This is a genomic window from Aquitalea pelogenes (genome assembly GCF_001515305.1).
Taxonomy (GTDB): Bacteria; Pseudomonadota; Gammaproteobacteria; order Burkholderiales; family Chromobacteriaceae; genus Aquitalea; species Aquitalea pelogenes.
In genome coordinates this window covers 1-23,236 of record NZ_LNQV01000049.1, presented here as the reverse complement: position 1 = coordinate 23,236, position 23,236 = coordinate 1, and the positions used below count along the sequence as shown (strand labels likewise).

21 protein-coding genes are annotated in these 23,236 nt (G+C 58.2%); 12 read left to right on the top strand and 9 right to left on the bottom strand.

Features of this window, described 5'->3' with window-relative positions:
* Positions 1–3: 3 nt before the first annotated feature.
* Positions 4–1,170 carry a flagellar biosynthesis protein FlhB gene (gene flhB / locus AWT75_RS17105; protein ID WP_045845599.1) on the bottom strand — a complete coding sequence of 389 codons (1,167 nt, stop codon included), beginning with the start codon at positions 1,168–1,170 and terminating at the stop codon, positions 4–6.
* 168 nt (positions 1,171–1,338) lie between these two features.
* On the opposite strand from flhB, the gene AWT75_RS17100 reads away from it, so the two are divergent.
* Together AWT75_RS17100 and AWT75_RS17095 are read left to right on the top strand one after the other, a co-directional pair.
* Positions 1,339–2,133: a thymidylate synthase gene (locus tag AWT75_RS17100; RefSeq protein ID WP_045845733.1), complete on the top strand. Its 795-nt coding sequence runs from the start codon at positions 1,339–1,341 to the stop codon at positions 2,131–2,133.
* A complete protein-coding gene (locus AWT75_RS17095) occupies positions 2,130–2,624 on the top strand; it encodes a dihydrofolate reductase (protein WP_062790696.1) in 495 nt (164 codons plus the stop codon). The genes AWT75_RS17100 and AWT75_RS17095 overlap by 4 nt, the downstream gene beginning before the upstream one ends.
* A 67-nt stretch (positions 2,625–2,691) precedes the next feature.
* On the opposite strand, the gene AWT75_RS17090 is transcribed toward AWT75_RS17095, so the two are convergent.
* The 4 genes from AWT75_RS17090 to AWT75_RS23125 form a co-directional block, all read right to left on the bottom strand.
* Entirely contained in the window at positions 2,692–3,363 is a 672-nt protein-coding gene (locus tag AWT75_RS17090) for a GntR family transcriptional regulator (RefSeq protein ID WP_062790694.1), read from the bottom strand.
* A 457-nt stretch (positions 3,364–3,820) separates the two neighbouring features.
* The gene (gene ubiG, locus AWT75_RS17085; protein ID WP_045845602.1) at positions 3,821–4,522 is read right to left on the bottom strand and encodes a bifunctional 2-polyprenyl-6-hydroxyphenol methylase/3-demethylubiquinol 3-O-methyltransferase UbiG; all 702 of its coding nucleotides are present in this window, start codon (positions 4,520–4,522) and stop codon (positions 3,821–3,823) included.
* A gap of 3 nt (positions 4,523–4,525) precedes the next feature.
* Positions 4,526–5,836, bottom strand: a complete 1,311-nt coding sequence (locus tag AWT75_RS17080; protein WP_420835432.1) for a TRZ/ATZ family hydrolase — start codon at positions 5,834–5,836, stop codon at positions 4,526–4,528.
* Positions 5,837–6,036: 200 nt separating this feature from the next.
* Entirely contained in the window at positions 6,037–6,192 is a 156-nt protein-coding gene (locus tag AWT75_RS23125) for a hypothetical protein (protein ID WP_239689636.1), read from the bottom strand.
* On the opposite strand from AWT75_RS23125, the gene AWT75_RS17075 reads away from it, so the two are divergent.
* On the top strand, positions 6,185–8,911 hold the full coding sequence (locus tag AWT75_RS17075; RefSeq protein WP_239689635.1) for a bifunctional diguanylate cyclase/phosphodiesterase: 2,727 nt from the start codon (positions 6,185–6,187) through the stop codon (positions 8,909–8,911). The genes AWT75_RS23125 and AWT75_RS17075 overlap by 8 nt on opposite strands.
* 63 nt (positions 8,912–8,974) lie before the next feature.
* Here the strand turns inward: AWT75_RS17075 and AWT75_RS17070 are convergent, their stop codons facing one another.
* The 4 genes from AWT75_RS17070 to AWT75_RS17055 form a co-directional block, all read right to left on the bottom strand.
* Positions 8,975–9,811: a hypothetical protein gene (locus tag AWT75_RS17070; RefSeq protein WP_062790690.1), complete on the bottom strand. Its 837-nt coding sequence runs from the start codon at positions 9,809–9,811 to the stop codon at positions 8,975–8,977.
* Positions 9,812–10,061: 250 nt separating this feature from the next.
* Positions 10,062–11,570, bottom strand: a complete 1,509-nt coding sequence (lysS, locus tag AWT75_RS17065) for a lysine--tRNA ligase (protein ID WP_045845605.1) — start codon at positions 11,568–11,570, stop codon at positions 10,062–10,064.
* 122 nt (positions 11,571–11,692) lie between these two features.
* Positions 11,693–12,800 (bottom strand): peptide chain release factor 2 gene (prfB, locus tag AWT75_RS17060; RefSeq protein WP_131355459.1). Its coding sequence is split into 2 segments (ribosomal slippage): positions 11,693–12,715 and positions 12,717–12,800, totalling 1,107 coding nucleotides; the frame shifts between segments, so codons are not numbered across the junction.
* Positions 12,801–12,911: 111 nt separating this feature from the next.
* Positions 12,912–13,892 carry a malate dehydrogenase gene (locus AWT75_RS17055; protein ID WP_045845606.1) on the bottom strand — a complete coding sequence of 327 codons (981 nt, stop codon included), beginning with the start codon at positions 13,890–13,892 and terminating at the stop codon, positions 12,912–12,914.
* Between the two features lie 204 nt (positions 13,893–14,096).
* Here AWT75_RS17055 and AWT75_RS17050 point away from each other — a divergent pair, with 204 nt between their 5' ends.
* The 9 genes from AWT75_RS17050 to AWT75_RS23120 form a co-directional block, all read left to right on the top strand.
* Positions 14,097–14,831 carry a GntR family transcriptional regulator gene (locus AWT75_RS17050; protein WP_062790707.1) on the top strand — a complete coding sequence of 245 codons (735 nt, stop codon included), beginning with the start codon at positions 14,097–14,099 and terminating at the stop codon, positions 14,829–14,831.
* A gap of 225 nt (positions 14,832–15,056) precedes the next feature.
* Positions 15,057–15,431, top strand: coding sequence for a succinate dehydrogenase, cytochrome b556 subunit (sdhC, locus tag AWT75_RS17045; RefSeq protein WP_045845607.1), 375 nt, complete (start codon positions 15,057–15,059; stop codon positions 15,429–15,431).
* A complete protein-coding gene (gene sdhD, locus AWT75_RS17040) occupies positions 15,425–15,769 on the top strand; it encodes a succinate dehydrogenase, hydrophobic membrane anchor protein (protein WP_045845608.1) in 345 nt (114 codons plus the stop codon). The genes sdhC and sdhD overlap by 7 nt, the downstream gene beginning before the upstream one ends.
* Positions 15,769–17,541: a succinate dehydrogenase flavoprotein subunit gene (gene sdhA / locus AWT75_RS17035; protein ID WP_045845609.1), complete on the top strand. Its 1,773-nt coding sequence runs from the start codon at positions 15,769–15,771 to the stop codon at positions 17,539–17,541. Before sdhD ends, sdhA begins: the two co-directional genes overlap by 1 nt.
* Positions 17,542–17,554: 13 nt before the next feature.
* Positions 17,555–18,265 (top strand): succinate dehydrogenase iron-sulfur subunit, encoded by a 711-nt coding sequence (locus tag AWT75_RS17030; RefSeq protein ID WP_045845610.1) that lies wholly within the window; start codon positions 17,555–17,557, stop codon positions 18,263–18,265.
* Positions 18,262–18,510: an FAD assembly factor SdhE gene (locus tag AWT75_RS17025; RefSeq protein ID WP_045845611.1), complete on the top strand. Its 249-nt coding sequence runs from the start codon at positions 18,262–18,264 to the stop codon at positions 18,508–18,510. The genes AWT75_RS17030 and AWT75_RS17025 overlap by 4 nt, the downstream gene beginning before the upstream one ends.
* A gap of 61 nt (positions 18,511–18,571) precedes the next feature.
* Positions 18,572–19,861, top strand: coding sequence for a citrate synthase (gene gltA / locus AWT75_RS17020; RefSeq protein WP_062790705.1), 1,290 nt, complete (start codon positions 18,572–18,574; stop codon positions 19,859–19,861).
* Positions 19,862–20,084: 223 nt separating this feature from the next.
* Entirely contained in the window at positions 20,085–22,913 is a 2,829-nt protein-coding gene (locus tag AWT75_RS17015; protein WP_062790688.1) for a 2-oxoglutarate dehydrogenase E1 component, read from the top strand.
* Between the two features lie 67 nt (positions 22,914–22,980).
* A partial coding sequence (locus AWT75_RS23120) for a biotin/lipoyl-containing protein (protein ID WP_338021310.1) occupies positions 22,981–23,236 on the top strand: 256 nt, incomplete at its 3' end.

Here is a 23,236-nt window from a genome sequence, read left to right as displayed (position 1 = left end):
TAATTATGGTCTCGCTTTCGGGGCCGCATCTTGCTGGCGTTTGCTTTCCGGGTCAAGGTCAGCCGGGACATCCAGCTGGTCCGGGAAAACCGGTGCCAGCCCGCCATTGTACTCGTAGGCTTTCAACTGGTAGACATAGGCCAGGATCTGCGCTGCCGCAGTATACAGCCTGGCGGGGATTTCCCGTCCCAATTCGCCATGGAAATACAGTGCCCGGGCAAAGCTGGGTGAACGCATCACCGTGACCTTGTGCTCCTTGCCGGTGGCGATGATCTTTTCTGCCAGCTTCAGGGTGCCCATGGCCACGATTTCCGGCGCCTGCATGCCTTCCTCGTATTTCAGCGCCACCGCGTAGTGGGTCGGGTTGGTCACAATCACGTTGGCCTTGGGGATTTCCTGCATCATGCGTTTGCGTGCGGCTTCGCGCTGCAACTGGCGAATGCGGCCCTTGACCTCGGGCGAGCCTTCCATTTCCTTGTATTCCTGCTTGATCTCTTCCTTGGTCATGCGCAGCTGCTTGTGGTAGTTCCACAGCTGGAAGGGCACGTCGATCACCACCAGCATCAGCATGGCGGCGGTGACGATGAAAAAGGTGGTGATCAGCATGTCGGTCATCTTGAGGATGCCTGCTTCCAGCGGCATGGACAGCAAGCCCAGGATGTCGGTGCGCTCGCGCCAGATGATCCACACGGCCACACCGCCGATCAGCATGCTCTTGAGAATGGCTTTCAGGCCTTCGGTGGCGGCATTGAGCGAGAAAATGCGCTTGATGCCGCTGGCCGGGTTCAGCTTGGTCAGCTTGGGTTCCAGCGGTGCCAGGGTGAAGTTCCAGCCGCCGATCAGGATGGGCGTGGCCACCGCCACGATGGCAAGGCCGCCAAAAATGGGCAGTAACTGCCACAACATGCCGAACATGGCTTCCTTGAAGCGGATGATGGCCGGCTCGGCCTGGGCTACCGTGTGCTGATCAAAAATCAGCAGCTGCTTCATCATGACCATGATGGCCGTGCCCAGCTTGCCTCCCAGCGTCATCAGCAGGGCGACTCCGGTCATGGTGACGGCGAAGGTGGACAATTCCCGCGAGCGGGGAACATTGCCATCATCCCGCGCGGTTTGCAGCCGTTTGGCTGACGCGGGTTCGGTCCGTTCGAGATCGGAATCTTCTGCCATTGAGCCCCTGTTTTCTGACGTTGTATTTTAAAGCGGATGGTAGCGTATGCCGGGGGCGGCAGGCCAGCCCCTTTTGCCGTATGGGTATTGGCTTGGCCGCTGGGAAGAGCTGTGCTGTGCACCGCCAGCTCAGGTACAATCCGCAGATTGAACTTGATGGATGGCAGCATGAAACAGTACCTCGACCTGATGCGCCATGTGCTGGAACATGGCCATGACAAGTCCGACCGCACCGGCACCGGCACCCGCTCGGTGTTTGGCTACCAGATGCGCTTCGACCTGCAACAGGGTTTTCCGCTGGTCACCACCAAGAAATGCCACCTGCGTTCCATCATTCACGAATTGCTGTGGTTTTTGTCCGGCGACACCAATATCCGTTATCTGAAGGAAAACGGCGTTTCCATCTGGGATGAATGGGCCGATGAAAACGGCGACCTGGGCCCGGTATACGGTTACCAGTGGCGCAGCTGGCCGGCGCCGGATGGCCGCCATATCGACCAGATCAGCAATGTGGTGGAGATGATCAAGCGCAATCCTGATTCGCGCCGTCTGATCGTGTCGGCCTGGAACCCGGCGCTGGTGGACGAAATGGCACTGCCGCCTTGCCACAGCCTGTTCCAGTTTTATGTGGCGGATGGCAAGTTGTCCTGCCAGCTGTATCAGCGCTCGGCTGACATTTTCCTGGGTGTGCCGTTCAATATCGCCTCCTATGCCTTGCTCACCATGATGGTGGCGCAGGTGTGCGGCCTCAAGCCCGGTGATTTCGTGCATACGCTGGGTGATGCCCATCTGTACAGCAACCACCTGGAGCAGACCCGTCTGCAACTGAGCCGCGAACCACGTCCGCTGCCGCAGATGAAGATCAACCCGGCCGTGACCGACCTGTTTGCCTTCACCTTCGACGACTTCACGCTGGAAGGTTACGACCCGCATCCGCACATCAAGGGAGCGGTGGCTGTATGAGCAAGCCTGTACTGACCCTGGTGGCGGCCAAGGCCCGCAATGGCGTGATCGGCATCAACAACACCTTGCCCTGGCATTTGCCGGAAGACCTCAAGCATTTCAAGGCGGTGACCCTGGGCAAGCCGGTGCTGATGGGCCGTAAAACCTACGATTCGATCGGACGCCCCTTGCCGGGACGACGCAATATCGTCATCACCCGCCAGTCAGACTGGCAGGTCGATGGCGTAGAGGTGGCGCATTCGCTGGAACAGGCGCTGGAAATGGCTGATGGTGTGGCGGAAGTCTGCCTGATTGGCGGTGCTGATTTGTATCGTCAGGCGATGGCATTGGCAGATGCCCTGCGGCTGACCGAGATTGATGCCGATTTTGCTGGCGACGCCTGTTTCCCGGAGGTGAGTGCCACTGATTGGCAGGAAGTGGCGCGTAGCAGTTTCACCAGCGACAAGGGGCTGCAGTATGCCTTTGTCGACTATCAGCGCAAGCCGGGCTGAATGGTAGCCATGCCAAGCAAAAGGCCGCTCGGTGAGCGGCCTTTGTTATTTACAAGTTGAGCAGTGTTCAGGAAGTGCTACCAGCCAGCGCTTCTGCCGATTGCTGGGCCAGCTTGCTGTAGTCCTGACCGAATTCCGCCACCATGATGCGCAGGCGGGTGGTGTCGCGGGCAATGATGGTCTTGAGCAGGTCGTCCAGGAACTGCTGGGTGCGATCCATCTGCGAACGACCCGCGCGCAGGATGGCATACAGGCAGCGCTGGGTGAGCGGCAGCAGGTCCTGCAAGGTGGCGCTCATGTAGCGGTTGCTGGAGAAGTCGTACAGCGCGCGCAAGAATTCCACGCCGCAATCGAAGTAGGCTGGCATGTCATCCTTGCGATGGCATTCGTCCAGCGTGGACATCAGCTCGAAAAAACGCGCCAGGTCGTCGTTTTTCCAGTTGCTGGCCAGATTGCACACCACGCGGTCCAGCAACATGAACCACAGTTCGAAAAAGTCGCGCACGTCGGTGCTGGAAATGCTGGACACCATGGCACCACGCCGCGGGTAGATTTCCACCAGGTGACGGCGTTGCAGGATCAGCAGCGCTTCGCGCACCGAGCCACGGCTGACTTCCAGCTCGGCGGCAATCCGCAATTCCTGAATCCGTTCTCCCGGTGCCATTTCACCCTGGATGATTTTTTTACCGAGGTATTGGGCGATTTGCTCGGTGAGCGAATCGTTCGCCTTGAACGTCATCAGTGTCTCCATTATCGAATATTATTATTTTCATATATATTGGCTGATTCGGCAATTGGAATGTGGAATTGTCGGGCAGTCGGTCTGTTGCCTTGCTGCGGAGTGTGCCATGCCGACTGTTGCATTTTGTCGCGTGTACGGTGCGGCATCAGGGAAATCCCTTGTACAGTTTTCCGTTTTGGTTTTATTATTCGAACGCTTGTTTGAAAATCGCTGACACGAGGAATGGGGCTTTCAAACGCGTACTTGGGCAGGCAGTGCCACGTGTGTGCGGCAATGTGTGTTCTCGTAATCTAGCGGGTTGTTTACCGGTCCTGGACCGGGGGATGATTGGGGCCTTCGCTGCGGCGAAGGCCTTTTTTTATGTTCTGTCCCTGGTGCTGTGCGGCAGGCAAAAGAAAACCCCTGCCGGCATGAAGCAGGGCAGGGGTGCGTTAATCTGCTGTAACAGCGCGGATTACGCGATGGCGCGGCGGGTGGCCATCAGGTAATTCACCTGAGTGTCATCTCCCAGCGCATAGATACGGGTGAGCGGGTTGTAGCTCATGCCGCTGACGTTGCTGATTTCCAGCCCGGCATTGCGCGCCATGCGCGACAGCTCGGACGGCTTGAGGAAACGCGCATATTCGTGGGTGCCGCGCGGCAGCATGTTGAGCACGTATTCAGCACCGACTACCGCCAGCAGGTAAGCCTTGGCATTGCGGTTGAGGGTGGAAAAAAACACCCAGCCACCCGGTTTCACCAGGCGGGCACAGCTGCGTACCACGCTTTCCGGGTCCGGCACGTGTTCCAGCATTTCCATGCAGGTCACCACATCAAAACTGCCGGGCGCTTCGTCGGCCAGATCCTCCACTGCAACACAGCGGTATTCGACGCTGACGCCGGATTCCAGACTGTGCAGCTGGGCCACTTTCAAGGACTTCCTGGCCAGGTCGATGCCGGTCACCTGCGCGCCGCGCTGTGCCATGCTCTCGGCCAGAATGCCGCCGCCACAGCCCACGTCCAGGACTTTCAGGTCCTTGATGCCGGCAAAGTCATCGATATAGTCCAGTCGCAGCGGGTTGATTTCATGCAGCGGCTTGAATTCGCTGTCCTTGTCCCACCATTTGTGGGCCAGCTGGCTGAATTTGTCGATTTCCAGATCGTCTACATTGCTCATTGCTTACCTCGCCAGAATACGTTTGCGCCAGTCTTCACCGCGCGCCTTGAGATCTGCTTCGTCCAGGGTGGTCAGCTGACGCTGGGCGAGCAGGGCGCGGCCCTTGACCCAGACGTGGCTGACCTGTTCGCGGCCGGCGGCATACACCACATGCGATACCGGGTCGAAAGCCGGCGCGGTTTCCAGCGCTGACAGGTCGATGGCAATCAGGTCGGCCTGTTTGCCCTGTTTGACCGAACCCACCTTGTCGGCAATGCCCAGTGCCTTGGCACCGTTGAGGGTGGCCATGCGGATGGCGGTGGCGGCCGGCACTGCGGTCGGGTCCAGCGTTCCGACCTTGGCCAGCAGGGCAGCCAGTCGGGTTTCAGACAGCATGTCCAGCTTGTTGTTGGAGGCCGCGCCATCGGTGCCGATGCCAACATTGACGCCAGCTGCCAGCAAGGCCGGAACCGGGGCAATGCCGGAGGCCAGCTTCATGTTGGACGCCGGGTTGTGGGCAATGGAAATGCCATGACGGGCAGCCGCTTCAATTTCTGCGCTGTCCAGATGCACCATGTGTGCGGCAATCAGTCGTGGCGACAGCAGGCCCAGTTTGGCCAGACGGGCCAGCGGACGTTGCTGGTGTTCTGTCACGCTGCCGGCCACTTCGTCGGCGGTTTCGTGGATGTGGCAGTGAATCAGCATGTCTTCACGCTCGGCCAGCTCCACCACCTGGCGGAATGTGTTGTCGGATACGGTGTAAGGCGCGTGCGGGGCCAGGGTGAAGGTAATCAGCTCTTCACCCAGGAAGGCCTTGCGTTCTTCCATGCCCTTGCTGATGTATTCGCCGGCATTGCTGCCGTAGTTGGTGGGGAACTCCAGGATGGAACAGCCTACAAAGGTTCGCATGCCGGAAGCCAGGCCGGCGCGGGCCATGGCGTCATGGTAGAAGTACATGTCATTGATGGTGGTGGTGCCACCGCGAATCATTTCCGCCATGGCCAGGCTGGCGCCGTCGAACACGAAGTCATCGCGCACGTGTTTGCCTTCTGCCGGCCAGATGTGGTTGTTCAGCCAGTCCATCAATGCCTTGTCGTCGGCCATGCCGCGCAACAATGTCATGGCAGAGTGGCCGTGCAGGTTGATCAGGCCCGGCATCAGCACATGGTTGTCCAGGGTGATGGTTTCATCCGCTTGCAAGCTGCCACACTGGGCGATCGGAAGGATCTGGGCTATCCTGCCATCCTTGATGGCAATGGCATGGTTTTCCAGAACCTCGCCATCGTTTTCCACGGTAATGATCCAGCGTGCTGAAATAAGAGTGTCATAGTGCATGTGTGACATCAGGCCAATCCTGCAGAATTCGGAATGGCTTGGATTGTAGGCTGCTGCCATGGGCATGGCAAATTGACCATGGGCTGTCTCGCTGCGTTGCAGAAACTGTCGTTGTGCAGAAAAAATCGCTTATAACGGAATCAGGTCTGACTTATCATGCGTGCATTCCCCGCATGCTTTGTCATCATTAGTTTTTTGCATCATTGAATATTTGAATATTGCCGGCGGATGTTCCGCGCCATTAACGCATTTTGATTATCAAGACCAATGGCAACCCAAGAAGATAAAAACCCTGTCACCTCCAGTTTGTCGCTGCGCGCGGTATTTTTGATCGCCGTGGTACTCGGCTTGCTCATTCCCGCGTCCATCATCAGTTACCTGAGTATCAACATTCAGCGCGATAACCTGACGGCACAACTGGAAACCGACGAAAAGCGCTTGCTGGACATTGTTGCGCTGGGCATGCAGGAACCGTTGTGGAACCTGAGCCGCCAGGCCGGCAGCCCGTTGATTTCCTCGGTGATGGAGGATGCCCGGGTGGTGTCCATCCGCGTGACCGATACCCAGTCCAACCAGGTGTTCCTGTCCGCCTTGCGCAGCGAGCGCCGTGTGGGCGGCGTGTCTTTCGTGCAGAAGCCGGTGATTTACCGTGGCGAGGAAATCGGCCAGGTGACGCTGGAATTCGATACCGAACATCTGGCTAATGCCCTGCACAACCAGGTCAAGAACATCCTGCTGATTCTGGTGGCGCAGCTGGTGCTGTCCATCCTGCTGATCATGAGTATTTTGCATTCCCGCTTCCTGCGTCCGATGCACAGCCTGACCGAACAGGCCACCCAGCTGGCCGAGCTCAAGCTGGAGTCGCCGTTCTACTGGGCAAGGCGTGATGAAATCGGCAAGCTGGGCAAGCATCTGGAATGGACCCGCTCCGAACTCAAGCGCCTGATTGACGAGCTGCGCGCCAAGACATTGGCGCTGGAGGCCGACATTTCGCGCCGCCGTGAAGTGGAAGATGCGCTGCGTCGTTCGGAAAACAAATACCGCGAGCTGTTCTGGTCCAATCTGGACGGCATTGTCATCAGTTCGCTGGACGGGCAGGTGATGGATGCCAACCCGGCCTTCCTCAACCTGATGTGCTACAACCTGGACCAGCTCAAGCAGCAGAACTTCTGGTCGCTGGTGGGGCAGGAGAGCGAAGCGCTGGAGCGTTTCAATCTGGACAACAAGGTATTGCGCTTCGGCTATTGCGACGAATTCGAAGCGGTGTACATGAACCGCTTTGGCAACCATGTGCCGGTCAGCGTGAAAACCGTTGCCATGCGTGACGCCTTTGGCCGCATCAATGCGGTGTGGCGCATGGTGCGTGACATTTCGGAAAAACGTGCAGCGGAAGAGCGGGTGCAGCTTGCGGCCAAGGTGTTCGAGAACACCGTGGAAGGCATCATGATCACCGACAGCGAAAAACGCATTCGCAGTGTCAACAAGGCCTTTACCGAAATCACCGGTTATACGCAGCAGGAAGTGCTGGGGCAGAAAACCAGCATTCTCTCCTCTGGCCGTCATGATGATGCCTTCTACACCACCATGTGGCAGGCCATTGATAATCAGGGCTCATGGCAGGGCGAAATCTGGAATCGCCGCAAGAACGGTGAAATCTATCCGGAATGGCTGGCCATCAACGCCGTGCGTAACCCCTTGTCGGAAATCACGCACTATGTGGCCATTTTCAGTGATCTGACCGAACGCAAGGCAGCAGACGAGCGCATCCAGTTCCTGGCGCACTTCGACGTGCTCACCAGCCTGCCCAACCGTGCGCACATGCACGACCGGGTGGAGCTGGCCATTCATAATGCCTGCCGTGACAACGAGCAGATGGCCTTGCTGCTGCTGGACCTGGACCGCTTCAAGACCGTCAACGAGTCGCTGGGCCATTCTGCCGGGGACATCCTGTTGCAGGTGGCGGCCGACCGCATCAAGTCCTCCCTGGCTGCGGGCGAAACGGTGGCGCGTCAGGGCGGGGACGAATTCATCATCCTGCTGCCGGCCATTTCCGACCCCAGCGAGGCGGCTCTGGCAGCCGAGCGTATCCGTGAATCGTTTGGTGCCTCGATCGAACTGCACAATCACACCATCACCATCACGCCTTCCATCGGCATCAGCGTGTATCCGGATGATGGCCGCGACTTTGAAACCCTGGTGCGCAATGCCGATGCGGCGATGTATCACGCCAAGTCGTCCGGTCGCAACAGCTACAAGTTCTACACTGCCGACCTCAATGCCCGCGCGCGCGAGATTCTGGCCATTGAAAGCCAGCTGCGCTTTGCGCTGGAACGCAACGAGTTCATCCTGCATTACCAGCCACAGGTCGCCATGGCCGATGGCCGCATTACCGGTGCCGAGGCGCTGATCCGCTGGAATCACCCGTCACTGGGCATTCTTGGCCCGGCACGCTTCATCGAAGTGGCCGAGGAGCGTGGTTTCATCGTGCAGATCGGTAACTGGGTGATTCGTGAAGCCTGCCGTCAACTGGCGCTGTGGCATGACCAGGGCCTGCCCAAGATGTCCCTGGCCATCAATCTGTCTGCCTTGCAGTTCCGCCAACAGGATCTGGCCGAGGTACTGGAGAAGGCGCTCAGCAGCCATGGCCTGTCTGCCGACATGCTGGATGTGGAAGTGACCGAAAGCGTCATCATGGAAGACGTCACCAGTACCTTGCAGGCCATCGACAGCATCAAGGGCATGGGTTTGCAGCTGTCGATTGATGACTTTGGTACCGGCTATTCCAGCCTGTCCTACCTCAAGCGCTTCAAGGCCGACAAGCTGAAGATCGACCGCTCCTTCGTGCGTGACATCCCGAATGATCTGGACGACTCGGCCATTGCCCGTGCCATCATCAACATGGCCAAGAACCTCAACATGCAGGTGGTGGCTGAAGGGGTGGAAACGATAGACCAGTGGCACTTCCTGAAACAGGAAGGTTGTGACCTGATTCAGGGCTATCTGCTGGCCAAGCCGATGCCGCCGGAAGAGTTTACCGGCTTGCTGGCCAAGGGAACGTTGCTGCCGGGTGAGTGAGCTTGGCTGCAGTTGTGATAAAAAAACCGCAAGGAATGTTCCTTGCGGTTTTTTCATTGCCTGTCAGAAGGCGTAACCGATGCCCACGCGGTAGATGGAGTTCTTGGTCGTACTGTTGGGCTCGTAATAGCCATAGCTGCTCAGATCGCTGATGCCATACGAGTAGCTTTCGTGGCTGTAGCTGATCTTGCCATGGAAGCGCTGGCTGAAAGCATAGTCGGCGCCGACACCGTAACGCTTGAAGGAGGAGTTGCCCAGCGTGGCTTCTGGCAACGTGTAGTGATTGGTGCTGATTTTCGACTGGAAGGTGCGGCCATAAAACAGATCCGCGTTCAGGACCAGCTTGTTGACCGGTGCCACCTGCAACAGCAAGCCCAGCCCACCGTAGTTGTGGCTGTAGGTTTCATCCTGAGTGGCTGACAGACCACGTTCCCAGCGGTGGTGACCCAGTTCGACATAGGGGGTCAGCATGGTCTGTCTGGACATGCTGAAGCCCTTGCCGTAGCGGGCGCTGTAGTTGTAGATGTGAGCCGTGCTGCTTGATTTGAGCGAACCATAACCGGCATTACTGTTGATGTAGGAACCCACGTAATCAGTGTTGCCGTTGCTGTAATTGAAATCGAACTGCAGGTAATCATTACCCAGCGCCCAGTCAGACATGGATGTGGCGCTCAGGCCGAAACCGGGGATGTTACCGTTTTCCGTATCCAGCAGTCCCGGAGCAGAGCCATGGCTGCCGCCGGTTTCCGCATAGTCCATTTTGGTGTTTTGCAGATAGAGGCTGTACTGGTTATTGGCCGCGAGAATGTCGGCATTGCCCGTTGAACTTTTGGCGGCAAATGCCGGGGTGATCAGACAGACAGCAGAACAGACAGCAAGGGTAGTGTGCAGAATGCGCATACGGATGATTCACTTTCGGAGTTGGCTTGTTTTTTTGGATCGGCATTGTAAAAACCAATGGCATGCACAAGAAAGCAGTGTCTGGTCAGGCTTTATTGTGAAATGACATGCATAACATTGGTTTTTAAACCAATGGCATTTTAGGTTGATTGCCATGGTCTATTCAATTGTTACGATCCAATTTGCACAAATAAAAAAATGGCCTTGTCGGGTAACAAGGCATTTGCACTTTCTGCAGCGGTAAGACTGCTTATTCGGGACGCATCTGCGGGAACAGGATAACGTCGCGGATGGACGGGGCATCGGTCAGCAGCATCACCAGACGGTCGATGCCGATACCGCAACCGCCAGTCGGCGGCAGGCCGTATTCCATGGCGCGGATGTAGTCGGCGTCGTAGTGCATGGCTTCGTCGTCACCGGCGTCCTTTTGGGCCACCTGGGACATGAAGCGGGCGGCCTGGTCTTCCGGGTCATTCAACTCGGAGTAGCCATTGGCGTGCTCACGGCCCACGATGAACAGTTCGAAGCGTTCGGTGATGGACGGGTCAGCATCGGAACCACGGGCCAGCGGGGACACTTCTACCGGATAGTCGATGATGAAGGTCGGGTTCCACAGCAGGCCTTCGGCACATTCTTCAAACAGGGCCAGTTGCAGGCTGCCCAGGCCCGGTGCCGGCGGCAGCTTGCCACCCAGGCGCTTGATTTCGCTGGCAACCCAGGCCGCGTCGGCCAGTTGTTCGTCGGTGTACTGCGGGTTGTAGTGCTTGATGGCACCAACAATGGTGAAGCGGTCGAACGGTTTGCCCAGTTCCACTTCCTTGCCGTTGTAGCTGATGGTGGTGCTGCCACACACGGTTTCGGCACAGCGACGGATGATGTTTTCGGTCATCTCCATCATGCGCTGGTAGTCGCTGTAGGCTTCGTAAAACTCGATCATGGTGAACTCGGGGTTGTGGCGTGTGCTCATCCCCTCGTTACGGAAGTTGCGGTTGATCTCGAATACGCGTTCCAGACCACCCACCACCAGACGCTTCAGATAAAGTTCCGGCGCAATGCGCAGGTATAGCGGCATGTCCAGCGCATTGTGGTGGGTCACGAACGGTTTGGCCGTGGCACCGCCCGGGATTGGGTGCATCATCGGGGTTTCCACTTCCAGATAACCTTCGCTCACCATCACGTCGCGGATCTTCTGCACGATCTGCGAGCGCTTGATGAAGGTGGTGCGGCTTTCTTCGCTCATGATCAGGTCGGCGTAGCGCTGACGGTACTTTTGTTCCTGATCGGTCATGCCGTGGAATTTTTCCGGCAGCGGACGGATGTTCTTGGACAGCAGGCGCACTTCGCTGGCCTTGACGGTCAACTCGCCGGTCTTGGTCTTGAACAGCTCGCCACGGATGGCGATGATGTCGCCCAGGTCAAAGTGCTTGAACTCGGCGTGGGCTTCTTCACCGACACCGTCGTTGGCGATGTAAGCCTGGATGCGGCCGCTGCCATCCTGCAGGGTGGCAAAGCTGGCCTTGCCCATGACGCGCTTGAGCATCATGCGGCCGGCAACGGCAACCTCGATCTTCTCGGCTTCCAGAGCTTCCTTGTCTTTACCCGCGTGTTTTTCCTGAAGATCCTTGGCAAAGTGGCTGCGTTTGAAATCGTTGGGGAAAGCGACGCGTTTTTCGCGGATGCTCTTCAGCTTCTGGCGGCGTTCCGCCATGATCTGGTTTTCGTCCTGACTCAGGGATGATGCTTGTTCACGTTCAGACATGATGACTCCGTTGACTACTGCGGTAAGGGCAGGGGGCCATTCCCCCGCCAGGCCTCATCGGCCAACAATTAAGGTTTTACGCTGCTGTAATGCAGGCCGGCAGCTGCTGCCGGCCCGGACGTTTACACGCCCTGTTTCAGACTGGCTTCAATAAAGCCGTCCAGGTCGCCATCCATGACGCCCTTGATATTGCCCACTTCATGGCTGGTACGCAGGTCCTTGATGCGGGACTGGTCGAACACGTAGGAGCGGATCTGGTGACCCCAGCCCACATCGGTCTTGGTGTCTTCCAGCGCCTGCTTGGCCTCGTTGCGCTTTTTCAGCTCCAGCTCGTACAGCTTGGCACGCAGCATCTGCATGGCTTCGTCGCGGTTGCGGTGCTGCGAGCGGTCGTTCTGGCACTGCACCACGGTATTGGTGGGCAAGTGGGTGATACGTACGGCCGAGTCTGTCTTGTTAATGTGCTGACCACCTGCACCGGAGGCGCGATAGGTGTCGATACGCAGATCAGCCGGGTTGATGTCGATCTCGAAGCTGTCGTCCACTTCCGGGTATACGAATACCGAGGAGAACGAGGTGTGGCGACGGGCGTTGGAGTCAAACGGCGACACGCGCACCAGGCGGTGAACGCCCACTTCGGTACGCAGCAGACCGTAGGCGTATTCGCCCTCGATCTTCAGCGTAGCGCTGCTGATGCCGGCCACTTCGCCTTCGGATACTTCCAGTACGTCTACCTTGAAGCCCTTGCGCTCAGCATAGCGGGTGTACATGCGCAACAGCATGCCGGCCCAGTCCTGTGCCTCGGTGCCACCGGCACCAGCCTGGATGTCCAGGAAGCAGTTGTTCGGGTCCATCGGGTCGTGGAACATGCGGCGGAATTCCATCTTGGCCACCTTGGCTTCGACTTCTTCCATGTCGGACTGCACGGCGAGAATGGTTTCGTCATCCTCTTCGCTCTTGCCCATTTCCAGCAGTTCGCGGCCATCGGCAATGCTGGCATTGATGCTGTCCAGCACCAGTACCACGTCTTCCAGCTGCTTGCGTTCGCGGCCCAGTTCCTGTGCGCGCTTGGGGTCGTTCCAGATATCAGGGTCTTCGGTAAGGCGGCTTACTTCTTCCAGACGGTCTTTTTTACCGTCGTAGTCAAAGATACCCCCGAATATCGGCGGCGCGTTCGGCCAGGTTTTCAATCGTGGCCGCGATCTGGTTCAGGACTTCAACTTCAATCATGCTCTTGCTCCAGTTAGCAGTCTGTATTAGTAAATTCAAATATGCTTGGCGGTATTGATCAAACACAAAAAGCGCACCATGCGGTGCGCTTTTCGCTGATCTGGCTAAGTCTTAGCCAAACAGGTGAGCGACAGCTGCGCGCTCTTCTTCCAGCTCGGCCAGGGTGAAGTTCATGCGTTCGCGGCTGAACTCGTCCACTTCCAGGCCTTGAACGATCTTGTACTCGCCATTTTCGCATACAACCGGGAAGCCGTACATCACGCCTTCCGGAATGCCGTAGGAACCGTCGGACGGAATGCCCATGGTCACCCACTTGCCATTGCTGCCCAGCACCCAGTCGTGGATGTGGTCGATGGCGGCGTTGGCAGCGGAAGCTGCAGAGGACAGGCCACGTGCTTCGATGATGGCGGCACCACGCTTGCCAACGGTCGGCAGGAATACGTCACGGTTCCAGGCTTCGTCGTTGATCATGGCTTTTACCGACTGGCCATCGATGGTGGCGAAGCGGTAGTCGGCGTACATGGTCGGGGAGTGGTTGCCCCATACAGCCAGGTCCTTGATGGCGGAAACCGGCTTGCCAGTCTTGGCAGCGATTTGCGACAGGGCGCGGTTGTGGTCCAGACGCAACATGGCGGTGAAATTTTTCGGGTTCAGGTCCGGAGCGCTCTTCATGGCGATCCAGGCATTGGTGTTGGCCGGGTTGCCAACCACCAGAACGCGTACATTGCGGTCGGCGTGGTCGTTCAGTGCCTTGCCCTGAACGGTGAAGATGGCGCCATTGGCTTCCAGCAGGTCTTTGCGTTCCATGCCTTTGCTACGCGGACGCGCGCCCACCAGCAGGGCTACTTGAGCGTCCTTGAAAGCGACGTTCGGATCGTCGGTGGCAACCATGCCGGCCAGCAGCGGGAAGGCACAGTCTTCCAGTTCCATCATCACGCCTTTAACGGCGGTCTGGGCTTGCGGCAGGTCGAGCAGTTGCAGGATGACCGGCTGGTCTTTGCCCAGCATTTCACCACTGGCGATACGGAACAGCAGGCTGTAGCCAATCTGACCAGCAGCGCCGGTAACGGCAACGCGAACGGGAGCTTTCATTGGTGGACTCTCCTTTAGATATCCGAGACTGTCTCAAATAGCAGATGTTGCTCTGCACTATAAGTGTGAAGCGAGTGTATCACGGAGTGTAGACCATGTGGGGCTGGAATCCCCATCAGAAATTCTGATATGCTGGTTTTACTCTTGTGTCTTATATAAGACATCCCTTTACGCTTGATTTGTTTGATGATACAAAGCCACTACATGATTGCAAATGCCCCACGCCGACAGCCGCTGTATGTGCAGATCAAGCAGTTTTTACTGCGTCGTATCGCCGAAGGCGAGTGGCTGGAGCATGATGCCTTGCCCAGTGAGTGGGATCTGGCTGATGAGATGTCCGTCAGTCAGGGAACGGTCCGCAAGGCGCTGAGCGAGTTGGTGGCCGATGGTCTGCTTTACCGCCAGCAAGGCAAGGGGACATTTGTTGCTCCGGTGCTCAGTGACTGGGGTAATGCCTTGCTGCAGTCGCCCGGTGTGTTTGACGAAGTGCCGGACCGGCTCAGTTGCGAGTTTCTGGCCATCTCCCGGATGAATGCCAGCGATGACATGGCGGTGGCCTTGCAGTTGCGTCGGCATGCGCCGATGTTCCGGGTACGCCAGTTGTGGCGCGGGCAGGGCAGGCCGGTGGCGCTGGATGAGGTTTATCTGCCTGCCGAGCGCTTCGATGGCATGGAAGCGCGCTGGTTCAGGTCTGGTGTCGGTGTGTATGCCACCTTGCAGCAGCGCTTCGGGGTAAGAGTGGTTGAGAGTCGTGAGCAATACCGTGCAGTGATGCTGCCGCGTGAGGATGCCAACCTGCTTGGCCTGTCCGGGGCGGCACTGGAGGAGCCGGTGTTGAGCATGCTTCGACTGACCTTTTCGTCAGTTGGAGAGCGGGTTGAATGGCGGCAGCGCTACTGCCTGAGTCGGGACCTGGCGCTGCTGCAAAAGGGCTGCTGATGTCGCCTGTCGGCATGCAAATGTCGCTTGTCAGGCAAAAAACGGTCAGTAGCCGGGTGATTTTTGCTAGAATTTCCAGATCATATTGCCCTGCAGCATCGGGCAGCATGATGTTTAAGTATTGAAGGGGACCACCCGGTTTCTACAAGGGCGGACCTTTCAGGCGGGCTTCCAGACAGGGGCCCGGAGATAACCACTTGGTTCAAATACATCCAAGGAAGCCATATGCAGAAGCAACGACCGAAGCACCTGGATCTGGCCACGATCAGACTGCCCATCCCGGGCATCGTCTCGATCTTGCACCGGGTCAGTGGTGTGGCGCTCTTCTTTTCCCTCCCGCTGTTGATCTACCTCCTACATGGTTCGCTCAGTTCAGCAGAGTCCTTTGAAACCTACCGTGCCGTAGTCGCGCACCCGCTGATGAAGATCATCCTCATCGGCTTGCTGTGGGCCTACATGCATCACTTCTGTGCCGGTATCCGTTTCCTGTTCCTGGATATCCATAAGGGTCTGGAACTGCAAACCGCTCGCGCTACCGCCAAGACTGTTGTGGTGGTGAGCCTGGCTCTGACTCTGATTCTGGGAGTAGCACTATGGTAAACCGCTCTGTCATCGGCGCTCACTACGGTTTGCGCGACTGGGTCATGCAGCGCGTGACGGCCACCATCATGGTGATCTATACCGTAGCTCTGGCACTGTTCCTGCTGACCATGCCGTCCAGCTATGCCGGCTGGAAAGACTTCTTCGCGCAAACCTGGGTTCAGGTACTGACCCAGACTACCTTGCTGGCAGTGTTCCTGCACGTATGGGTTGGTATTCGCGATGTGTGGATGGACTACATCAAGCCGACCGGCCTGCGCCTGGCGCTGCATGCCTTCACCATCGTGTGGCTGGTGTCCTGTTTCATCTATTCCGTTAAAGTTGTCTGGGGGCTGTAATGGGCGTACCTGTTCGTCATTTTGATGCAGTAATCGTTGGCGCAGGTGGTGCCGGCATGCGTGCCGCCCTGCAGCTGTCCGAAGCTGGCCTGAAGACTGCCGTTCTGTCCAAGGTATTTCCCACCCGCTCGCATACCGTAGCGGCGCAGGGCGGTGTGTCCGCCTCTCTGGGTAACTCCGAGGAAGATCACTGGACCTGGCACATGTACGACACCGTAAAGGGTTCGGACTGGCTGGGTGACCAGGATGCCATCGAATTCATGTGCCGCGAGGCACCGAAGGTGGTGACCGAGCTGGAACACTACGGCATGCCGTTCGACCGTAACGCTGATGGCACCATCTACCAGCGTCCGTTCGGCGGTCACATGTCCAACTTCGGTGAAAAGCCGGTGCGTCGCGCCTGTGCTGCCGCCGACCGTACCGGTCATGCCATGCTGCACGCGCTGTACCAGCGCAATGTGCGTGCCAATACCCACTTCTTTGTAGAGTGGATGGCACTGGACCTGATTCGTGATGCCGACGGCAATGTGCAAGGCGTTGTTGCCATGGAAATGGAAACCTCGGAAATCGTGGTGTTCCAGGCCAAGGCCACCCTGTTTGCTACTGGCGGCGCCGGTCGTATCTATGCTTCTTCCACCAATGCCTTCATCAACACCGGTGATGGTCTGGGCATGGCCGCACGTGCCGGCATCCCGCTGGAAGACATGGAATTCTGGCAATTCCACCCCACTGGCGTTGCCGGTGCCGGTGTACTGATTACCGAAGGTGTCCGTGGCGAAGGCGGTATCCTGCGCAACAGCGCGGGCGAACGCTTCATGGAACGCTATGCACCGAATGCCAAGGATCTGGCTTCGCGTGACGTGGTGTCCCGTGCCATGGTGACCGAGATCAATGAAGGCCGTGGTTGTGGCCCGAACAAGGATCACGTGCTGCTGGACATCACTCACCTCGACCCCGATGTGATCATGTCCAAGCTGCCGGGCATCCGTGAAATTTCCATCAAGTTTGCCGGTGTGGACCCGATCAAGGCCCCGATTCCGGTAGTGCCGACCTGTCACTACCAGATGGGTGGCATCCCCACCAACTACCACGGCGAAGTGGTGGTGGAAGGCAAACCGGTACACGGCTTCTACGCCGCTGGCGAATGCGCTTGCGCCTCGGTGCACGGTGCCAACCGCCTGGGTACCAACTCTCTGCTCGACCTGCTGGTATTCGGCAAGAGTTCGGCCAACTCGATGATCGACTTCATCAAGCAACAGCCGCTGGAACTGCCGCAACTGGCTACTGCCGACGTAGAACGTTCGGTAGCTCGCGTAGAGCGCCTGAACAAGCAGACCAACGGTGTGGCCGTCAACGATGCCCGTACCGCCATGCAGCGTACCATGCAGGCACACTGCGGCGTGTTCCGCTTCAAGGACATGCTGGCTCAGGGTGTTGAGAAGATTCTGGAAGTGGAAAAGATGGTTCAACAGACCGAAATTTCCGACAAATCCAGCGTGTTCAACATGGCCCGCATCGAGGCACTGGAGCTGGAAAACCTGATCGAAGTGGCCAAGGCCACCATGATCTCGGCCAATGCCCGTACCGAATCGCGCGGCGCACACGTGCGTGACGATGCACCGGATACACCGGAAACCCCGAACGGCCGTGACGATGCCAACTGGCTGAAGCACACCCTGTGGAGCCGCGAAGGCAACCGTCTGGAATACAAGCCGGTGAACCTGCAGCCGCTGACTGTCGACACCATTGCTCTGAAGACACGTTCCTACTAAGGGCTTGAACAAGATGACTACAGAAACCGTCAAATTCCGCATCTACCGTTACGATCCGGACAAGGATGCCAAGCCCTACATGCAGGACATCAGCGTGGAGCTGGATTCCACCGACCGCAAGTTGCTGGATGCGCTGACCAAGCTGAAGGTGAAGGATGACACCATCACCTTCCGTCGTTCCTGCCGCGAGGGCGTGTGTGGCTCTGACGCCATGAACATCAACGGCAAGAACGGTCTGGCCTGTCTGACCGATTTCCGCGATCTGAAACAGCCGATCGAGCTGCGTCCGCTGCCGGGCCTGCCGGTGGTGCGCGACCTGATCGTCGACATGACCCAGTTCTTCAAGCAATACCACTCGATCAAGCCGTACGTGATCAACGACACGCCGCCGCCGGAACGCGAGCGCCTGCAAAGCCCGGAAGACCGTGAAGAGCTCAACGGCCTGTACGAGTGCATTCTGTGCGCCTGCTGCTCCACCAGCTGCCCGTCGTTCTGGTGGAACCCGGACAAATTCGTTGGCCCGGCCGGCCTGCTCGCAGCCTATCGCTTCATTGCCGATACCCGCGACACCGCCATCAACGAACGTCTGGACAACCTGGAAGATCCGTACCGTCTGTTCCGTTGCCACACCATCATGAACTGTGTCGATGTTTGCCCCAAGGGCCTGAACCCCACCAAGGCAATCGGCAAGATCAAAGACCTGATGGTCAAGCGTGCAGTATGACCGCTTACGATCCGATTGAACTCAAGCGGATCCGTTGGCGGTCCCGCCGGGGCTTGCTGGAGCTGGATCTGGTGCTGGAGCGGTTTTTTGCCCAGCGCTTCGATTCACTCTCCCCGGCGGAGATCGACGCCTACAAGCGTATTCTCGATTTGCCCGACACCGACTTCCTGGATGTGGTGAACGGCAAGGCTGACCTGGACGATCCGGAAGAAGCCGCCATCATCGAGATCCTGCGCTCTGTTTGAGTTGCAGGCTGCAGGGCCCAAAAACGATTACAACACCACAAAACTGACTGGGAGTATTGCTGTGGAAACTAACCGCAAAGTGACGCTCGCTTACAACGAGGGCAAGGACACACTGGAAATGCCGGTATTGTCCGGCACTCTGGGTCCGGATGTCGTCGATATCCGTGCCTTCTCCAAGACCGGCATGTTCACCTTTGACCCGGGCTTCCTGGCCACCGCCAGCTGTGAGTCCGCCATCACCTTCATCGACGGTGATCTGGGTCAGCTCTACTACCGCGGCTATCCGATCGAGCAGCTGGCTGAAAAGAGCGACTATCTGGAAGTGTGCTACCTGCTGCTGAACGGCGACCTGCCGACCGCAGCCCAGCGCAAGGAATTCGAACGTGGCGTGATGCGCCACAACATGCTGCACGACCAGCTGATGAGCCTGTTCAAGGGCTTCCGTCGTGACGCACACCCGATGGCTGTAATGGTGGGTGTGGTTGGCGCGCTGTCCGCCTTCTACCACGACTCGCTGGACATCACCAATCCGGAACACCGTCGCATCTCTGCCCACCGTCTGGTGGCCAAGCTGCCGACCATCGCCGCACAAGCCTACCGCTACAACAAGGGCCTGCCGTTCTCCTACCCGAAAAACGGCCTGACCTATGCGGAAAACTTCCTGCACATGATGTTCTCCACCCCGTGTGAAGAGTACAAGGTGAACCCGGTTCTGGCTCGCGCGCTGGACCGCATCTTCACCCTGCACGCCGACCACGAGCAGAACGCTTCCACCTCCACCGTCCGTCTGGCTGGTTCCTCCGGTGCCAACCCGTTCGCATGTATCGCTGCCGGTATCGCCTGCCTGTGGGGCCCGTCCCACGGTGGCGCCAACGAAGCCGTACTGAAAATGCTGGATGAAATCGGCAGCGTGGACAACGTGGCCGACTTCATGCAAGGCGTGAAGGACAAGCGCTACAAGCTGATGGGCTTTGGCCACCGCGTGTACAAGAACATGGACCCGCGCGCCGCCATCATGAAGCAGACCTGCGACGAAGTGTTGAACGAACTGGGCCTGCACAACGATCCGAAGTTCAAGCTGGCCATGGCACTGGAAAAGATCGCCCTGGAAGACCCGTACTTCATCGAGCGCAAGCTGTACCCGAACGTCGACTTCTACTCCGGCATCGTACTGTCTGCCATCGGCATTCCGGTTTCGATGTTCACCCCGATCTTCGCCCTGGCACGTACCGTGGGCTGGATCGCGCACTGGAGCGAGATGATCGCCGACCCGGCCATGAAGATCGGTCGTCCGCGTCAGCTGTACACCGGCGCACCGCGCCGCGACATTGTCGACATCGACAAGCGCTAATCAGGCAGTGACGAGTTGGCCGGACACGTTTCGGCCAACTTTTTACCTTGTCTTACAGAATACAGTCAGCAGTTTCACGACAGACGCCGATAGAGCGCTGCGGAAAAAACGGAGACGGATTTGCCCTGCCAAAGCCCTTCTTGCGTCTTTTCCACAACGCTTTCTCCACGCAGCAATGTAGCCAAACGTAGACACGTACGTAGATAAAACAAAGGGTCGAATAATGATGCAATCCATGTACAGTCATTCCTACCTGTTCGGTGGGAATGCACCGTTCATCGAGGAACTGTACGAACAGTACCTCGCTGATGCGAATTCGGTTCCGGCCGAATGGCGCGACTACTTCGACAAGCTGGCACAGGCACCGGGTGCCGCCGAGCGCGATGTACCGCACATGCCCATCCAGGAATCCTTCATTCAACTGGCCAAGAAACCGGCCAGCGGCCCGCGCAATACCACCGGCGGCGAGTGGGAAACCATGCAGAAGCAGGTGGGCGTGCTGAAGCTGATTTCGGCCTACCGCGTACTGGGTTCCCGTCAGGCAAATCTCGACCCGCTCAAGCGTATGGACCAGGCTACCCTGCAAGAGCTGGATCCGCACAAGCATGGCCTGACCGATGCCGACATGGCGGTACAGTTCAATGTGGGTTCGCTGGTGGCACCGCAAAAGCTGCCGCTGTCCGATATCCTGTCGCGTCTGAAACAGACCTACTGCGGCAATATCGGTCTGGAATTCATGCACATCACCAAGTCGGACGAAAAGCACTGGGTACAGAAGCGCTTTGAAGGCGATCTGTCCACCCCGCGCTACGATGCCGCCAAGAAAATGCGCATCCTCAAGCAGATCACCGCGGCCGAGACCCTGGAACGCTATCTGCATACCAAATACGTTGGCCAGAAACGCTTCTCGCTGGAAGGTGGCGAATCCACCATTGCTGCGCTGGACCACCTGATCCACAACGCCACTTCGGTAGGCGTGCAGGAACTGATCATCGGCATGGCCCACCGTGGCCGTCTGAACGTGCTGGTGAACACCCTGGGCAAGCTGCCGCGTGACCTGTTTGCCGAATTCGAAGGCAAGGCCGCCCAGCAAATGGCCTCCGGCGACGTGAAGTACCACATGGGCTTCTCCTCCGACATCCCCACTGCCAGTGGTCCGATGCATGTGTCGCTGGCGTTCAACCCGTCGCACCTGGAAATCGTCAACCCGGTGGTGGAAGGCTCGGTACGCGCCCGTCAGGACCGGCGCAAGGACAGCGAGCGCAAGTGCGCAGTGCCGGTACTGATTCACGGTGACTCCGCCTTTGGCGGCCTGGGTGTCAACCAGGGTACTTTCAACCTGTCGCAAACCCGCGGCTACGGTACCGGTGGCACCATCCACATCGTGATCAACAACCAGGTGGGTTTCACCACCTCGGACACGCGCGACATGCGTTCCACCCTGTACTGTACCGACGTGGCCAAGATGGTTGAAGCGCCGATCTTCCACGTCAACGGTGATGATCCGGAAGCCGTCTGCTACGTGATGCAGGCTGCGCTGGACTACCGCATGCAGTTCAACAAGGACGTGGTCATCGATCTGGTCTGCTACCGCAAACTGGGTCACAACGAAGGTGATGATCCCTTCCTGACCCAGCCGATGATGTACAAGAAAATTGCCAAGCATCAGGGCGTACGCGCCATGTATGCCGAGCGTCTGGTACAGGAAGGCGTGCTGAAGGCAGAAGAAGCCGAAGCACTGATCCAGGCCTACCGTGACGCGCTGGACAAGGGCGAGCACGTGGAACAGACCGCGCTCACCAACTACAAGCGCGAACATGCCCTGGACTGGAGCCAGTACATGGGCACCCACTGGGCACATCCGACCGACACTTCGCTGCCGCGCGCCGATATCCAGCGCCTGACCGAGAAGTTCACCACCCTGCCGGAAGGCTTCAAGCTGCATCCCACCGTGCAAAAGGTGCTGGCTGCACGCAAGGCCATGGCTGCCGGTGAACAGAATGCCGACTGGGGCATGGCCGAGACCCTGGCCTATGCAAGTCTGGTGACCAATGGCTTCGGTGTCCGTCTGTCCGGTGAAGACTCCGGCCGTGGTACCTTCTCCCACCGTCACGCCGTGCTGCACGACCAGAACCGCGAACGCTGGGACCAGGGTTCCTACGTGCCGCTGCGCAATATGTCCGACAACCAGGCCGAATTCCTGGTGATCGACTCCATCCTGAACGAAGAAGCGGTACTGGCCTATGAATACGGCTATGCCTGCTCCGCACCGGATCAGCTGGTGATCTGGGAAGCCCAGTTCGGCGACTTCGCCAACGGCGCCCAGGTGGCGATTGACCAGTTCATTTCCTCCGGCGAAACCAAGTGGGGCCGTCTGTGCGGCCTGACCACCATCCTGCCGCACGGCTACGATGGTCAGGGTCCGGAACACTCCTCCGCCCGTCTGGAACGCTGGCTGCAACTGTGCGCCGAGCACAATATGCAGATCGTGATGCCGTCCGAAGCCAGCCAGATGTTCCACATGCTGCGCCGTCAGGTGCTGCGTCCGTACCGCAAGCCGCTGGTGATCTTCCTGTCCAAGCGCCTGCTGCGTTTCAAGGACTCCATGAGCCCGATCGAAGACTTCACCAACGGCAGCTTCCGTCCGGTGATCGGCGATGCCGTGGTGCAGGATCCGAAGAAAGTGAAGCGCGTGGTGCTGTGTGCCGGTCAGGTGTATTACGACCTGGCTGCCGGCCGCAAGGAAAAGGGCCTGGAAGACGAAATCGCCATCGTGCGCATCGAGCAGTTGTATCCCTTCCCGACCGAGCAGGTAGCCGCCGAGCTGGCACGCTTCCCGCAAGCCAAGGAAGTGATGTGGGTGCAGGAAGAGCCGCGTAACCAGGGTGCCTGGTACCAGATCCGCCATCGCCTGGAAGGTCTGTTGATCGGCAAGCAGTTCTTGTCGTTCGCTGGTCGTCCGTCTTCTGCTTCCCCGGCCGTAGGCTACATGAGCAAGCACGTTGCCCAGCTCAAGGCCTTCGTCGAAGAAGCCATGACGATTGCCAAGTAAGTACACGCCAACACAACGATTACACTGACGGGGGCGGCAGGATGACCGCCCCGCTCTGGAGAAGAACATGATTATTGAAGTCAAAGTCCCCCAACTGCCCGAGTCCGTTTCCGAAGCCACGCTGATGACCTGGCACAAGAAAGCTGGCGATTTCGTCAATCGCGACGAAAACGTCATCGATCTGGAAACCGACAAGGTTGTGCTGGAACTGCCGGCACCGCAGGGGCGCTTTCTGGGTCATGCCTACGAAATTATGGCCAATGTGGAAGAGGCCATGCTGCTGGGCAAACGGGATGGTGATTTTGCCGGCAGGCTGACCGTGG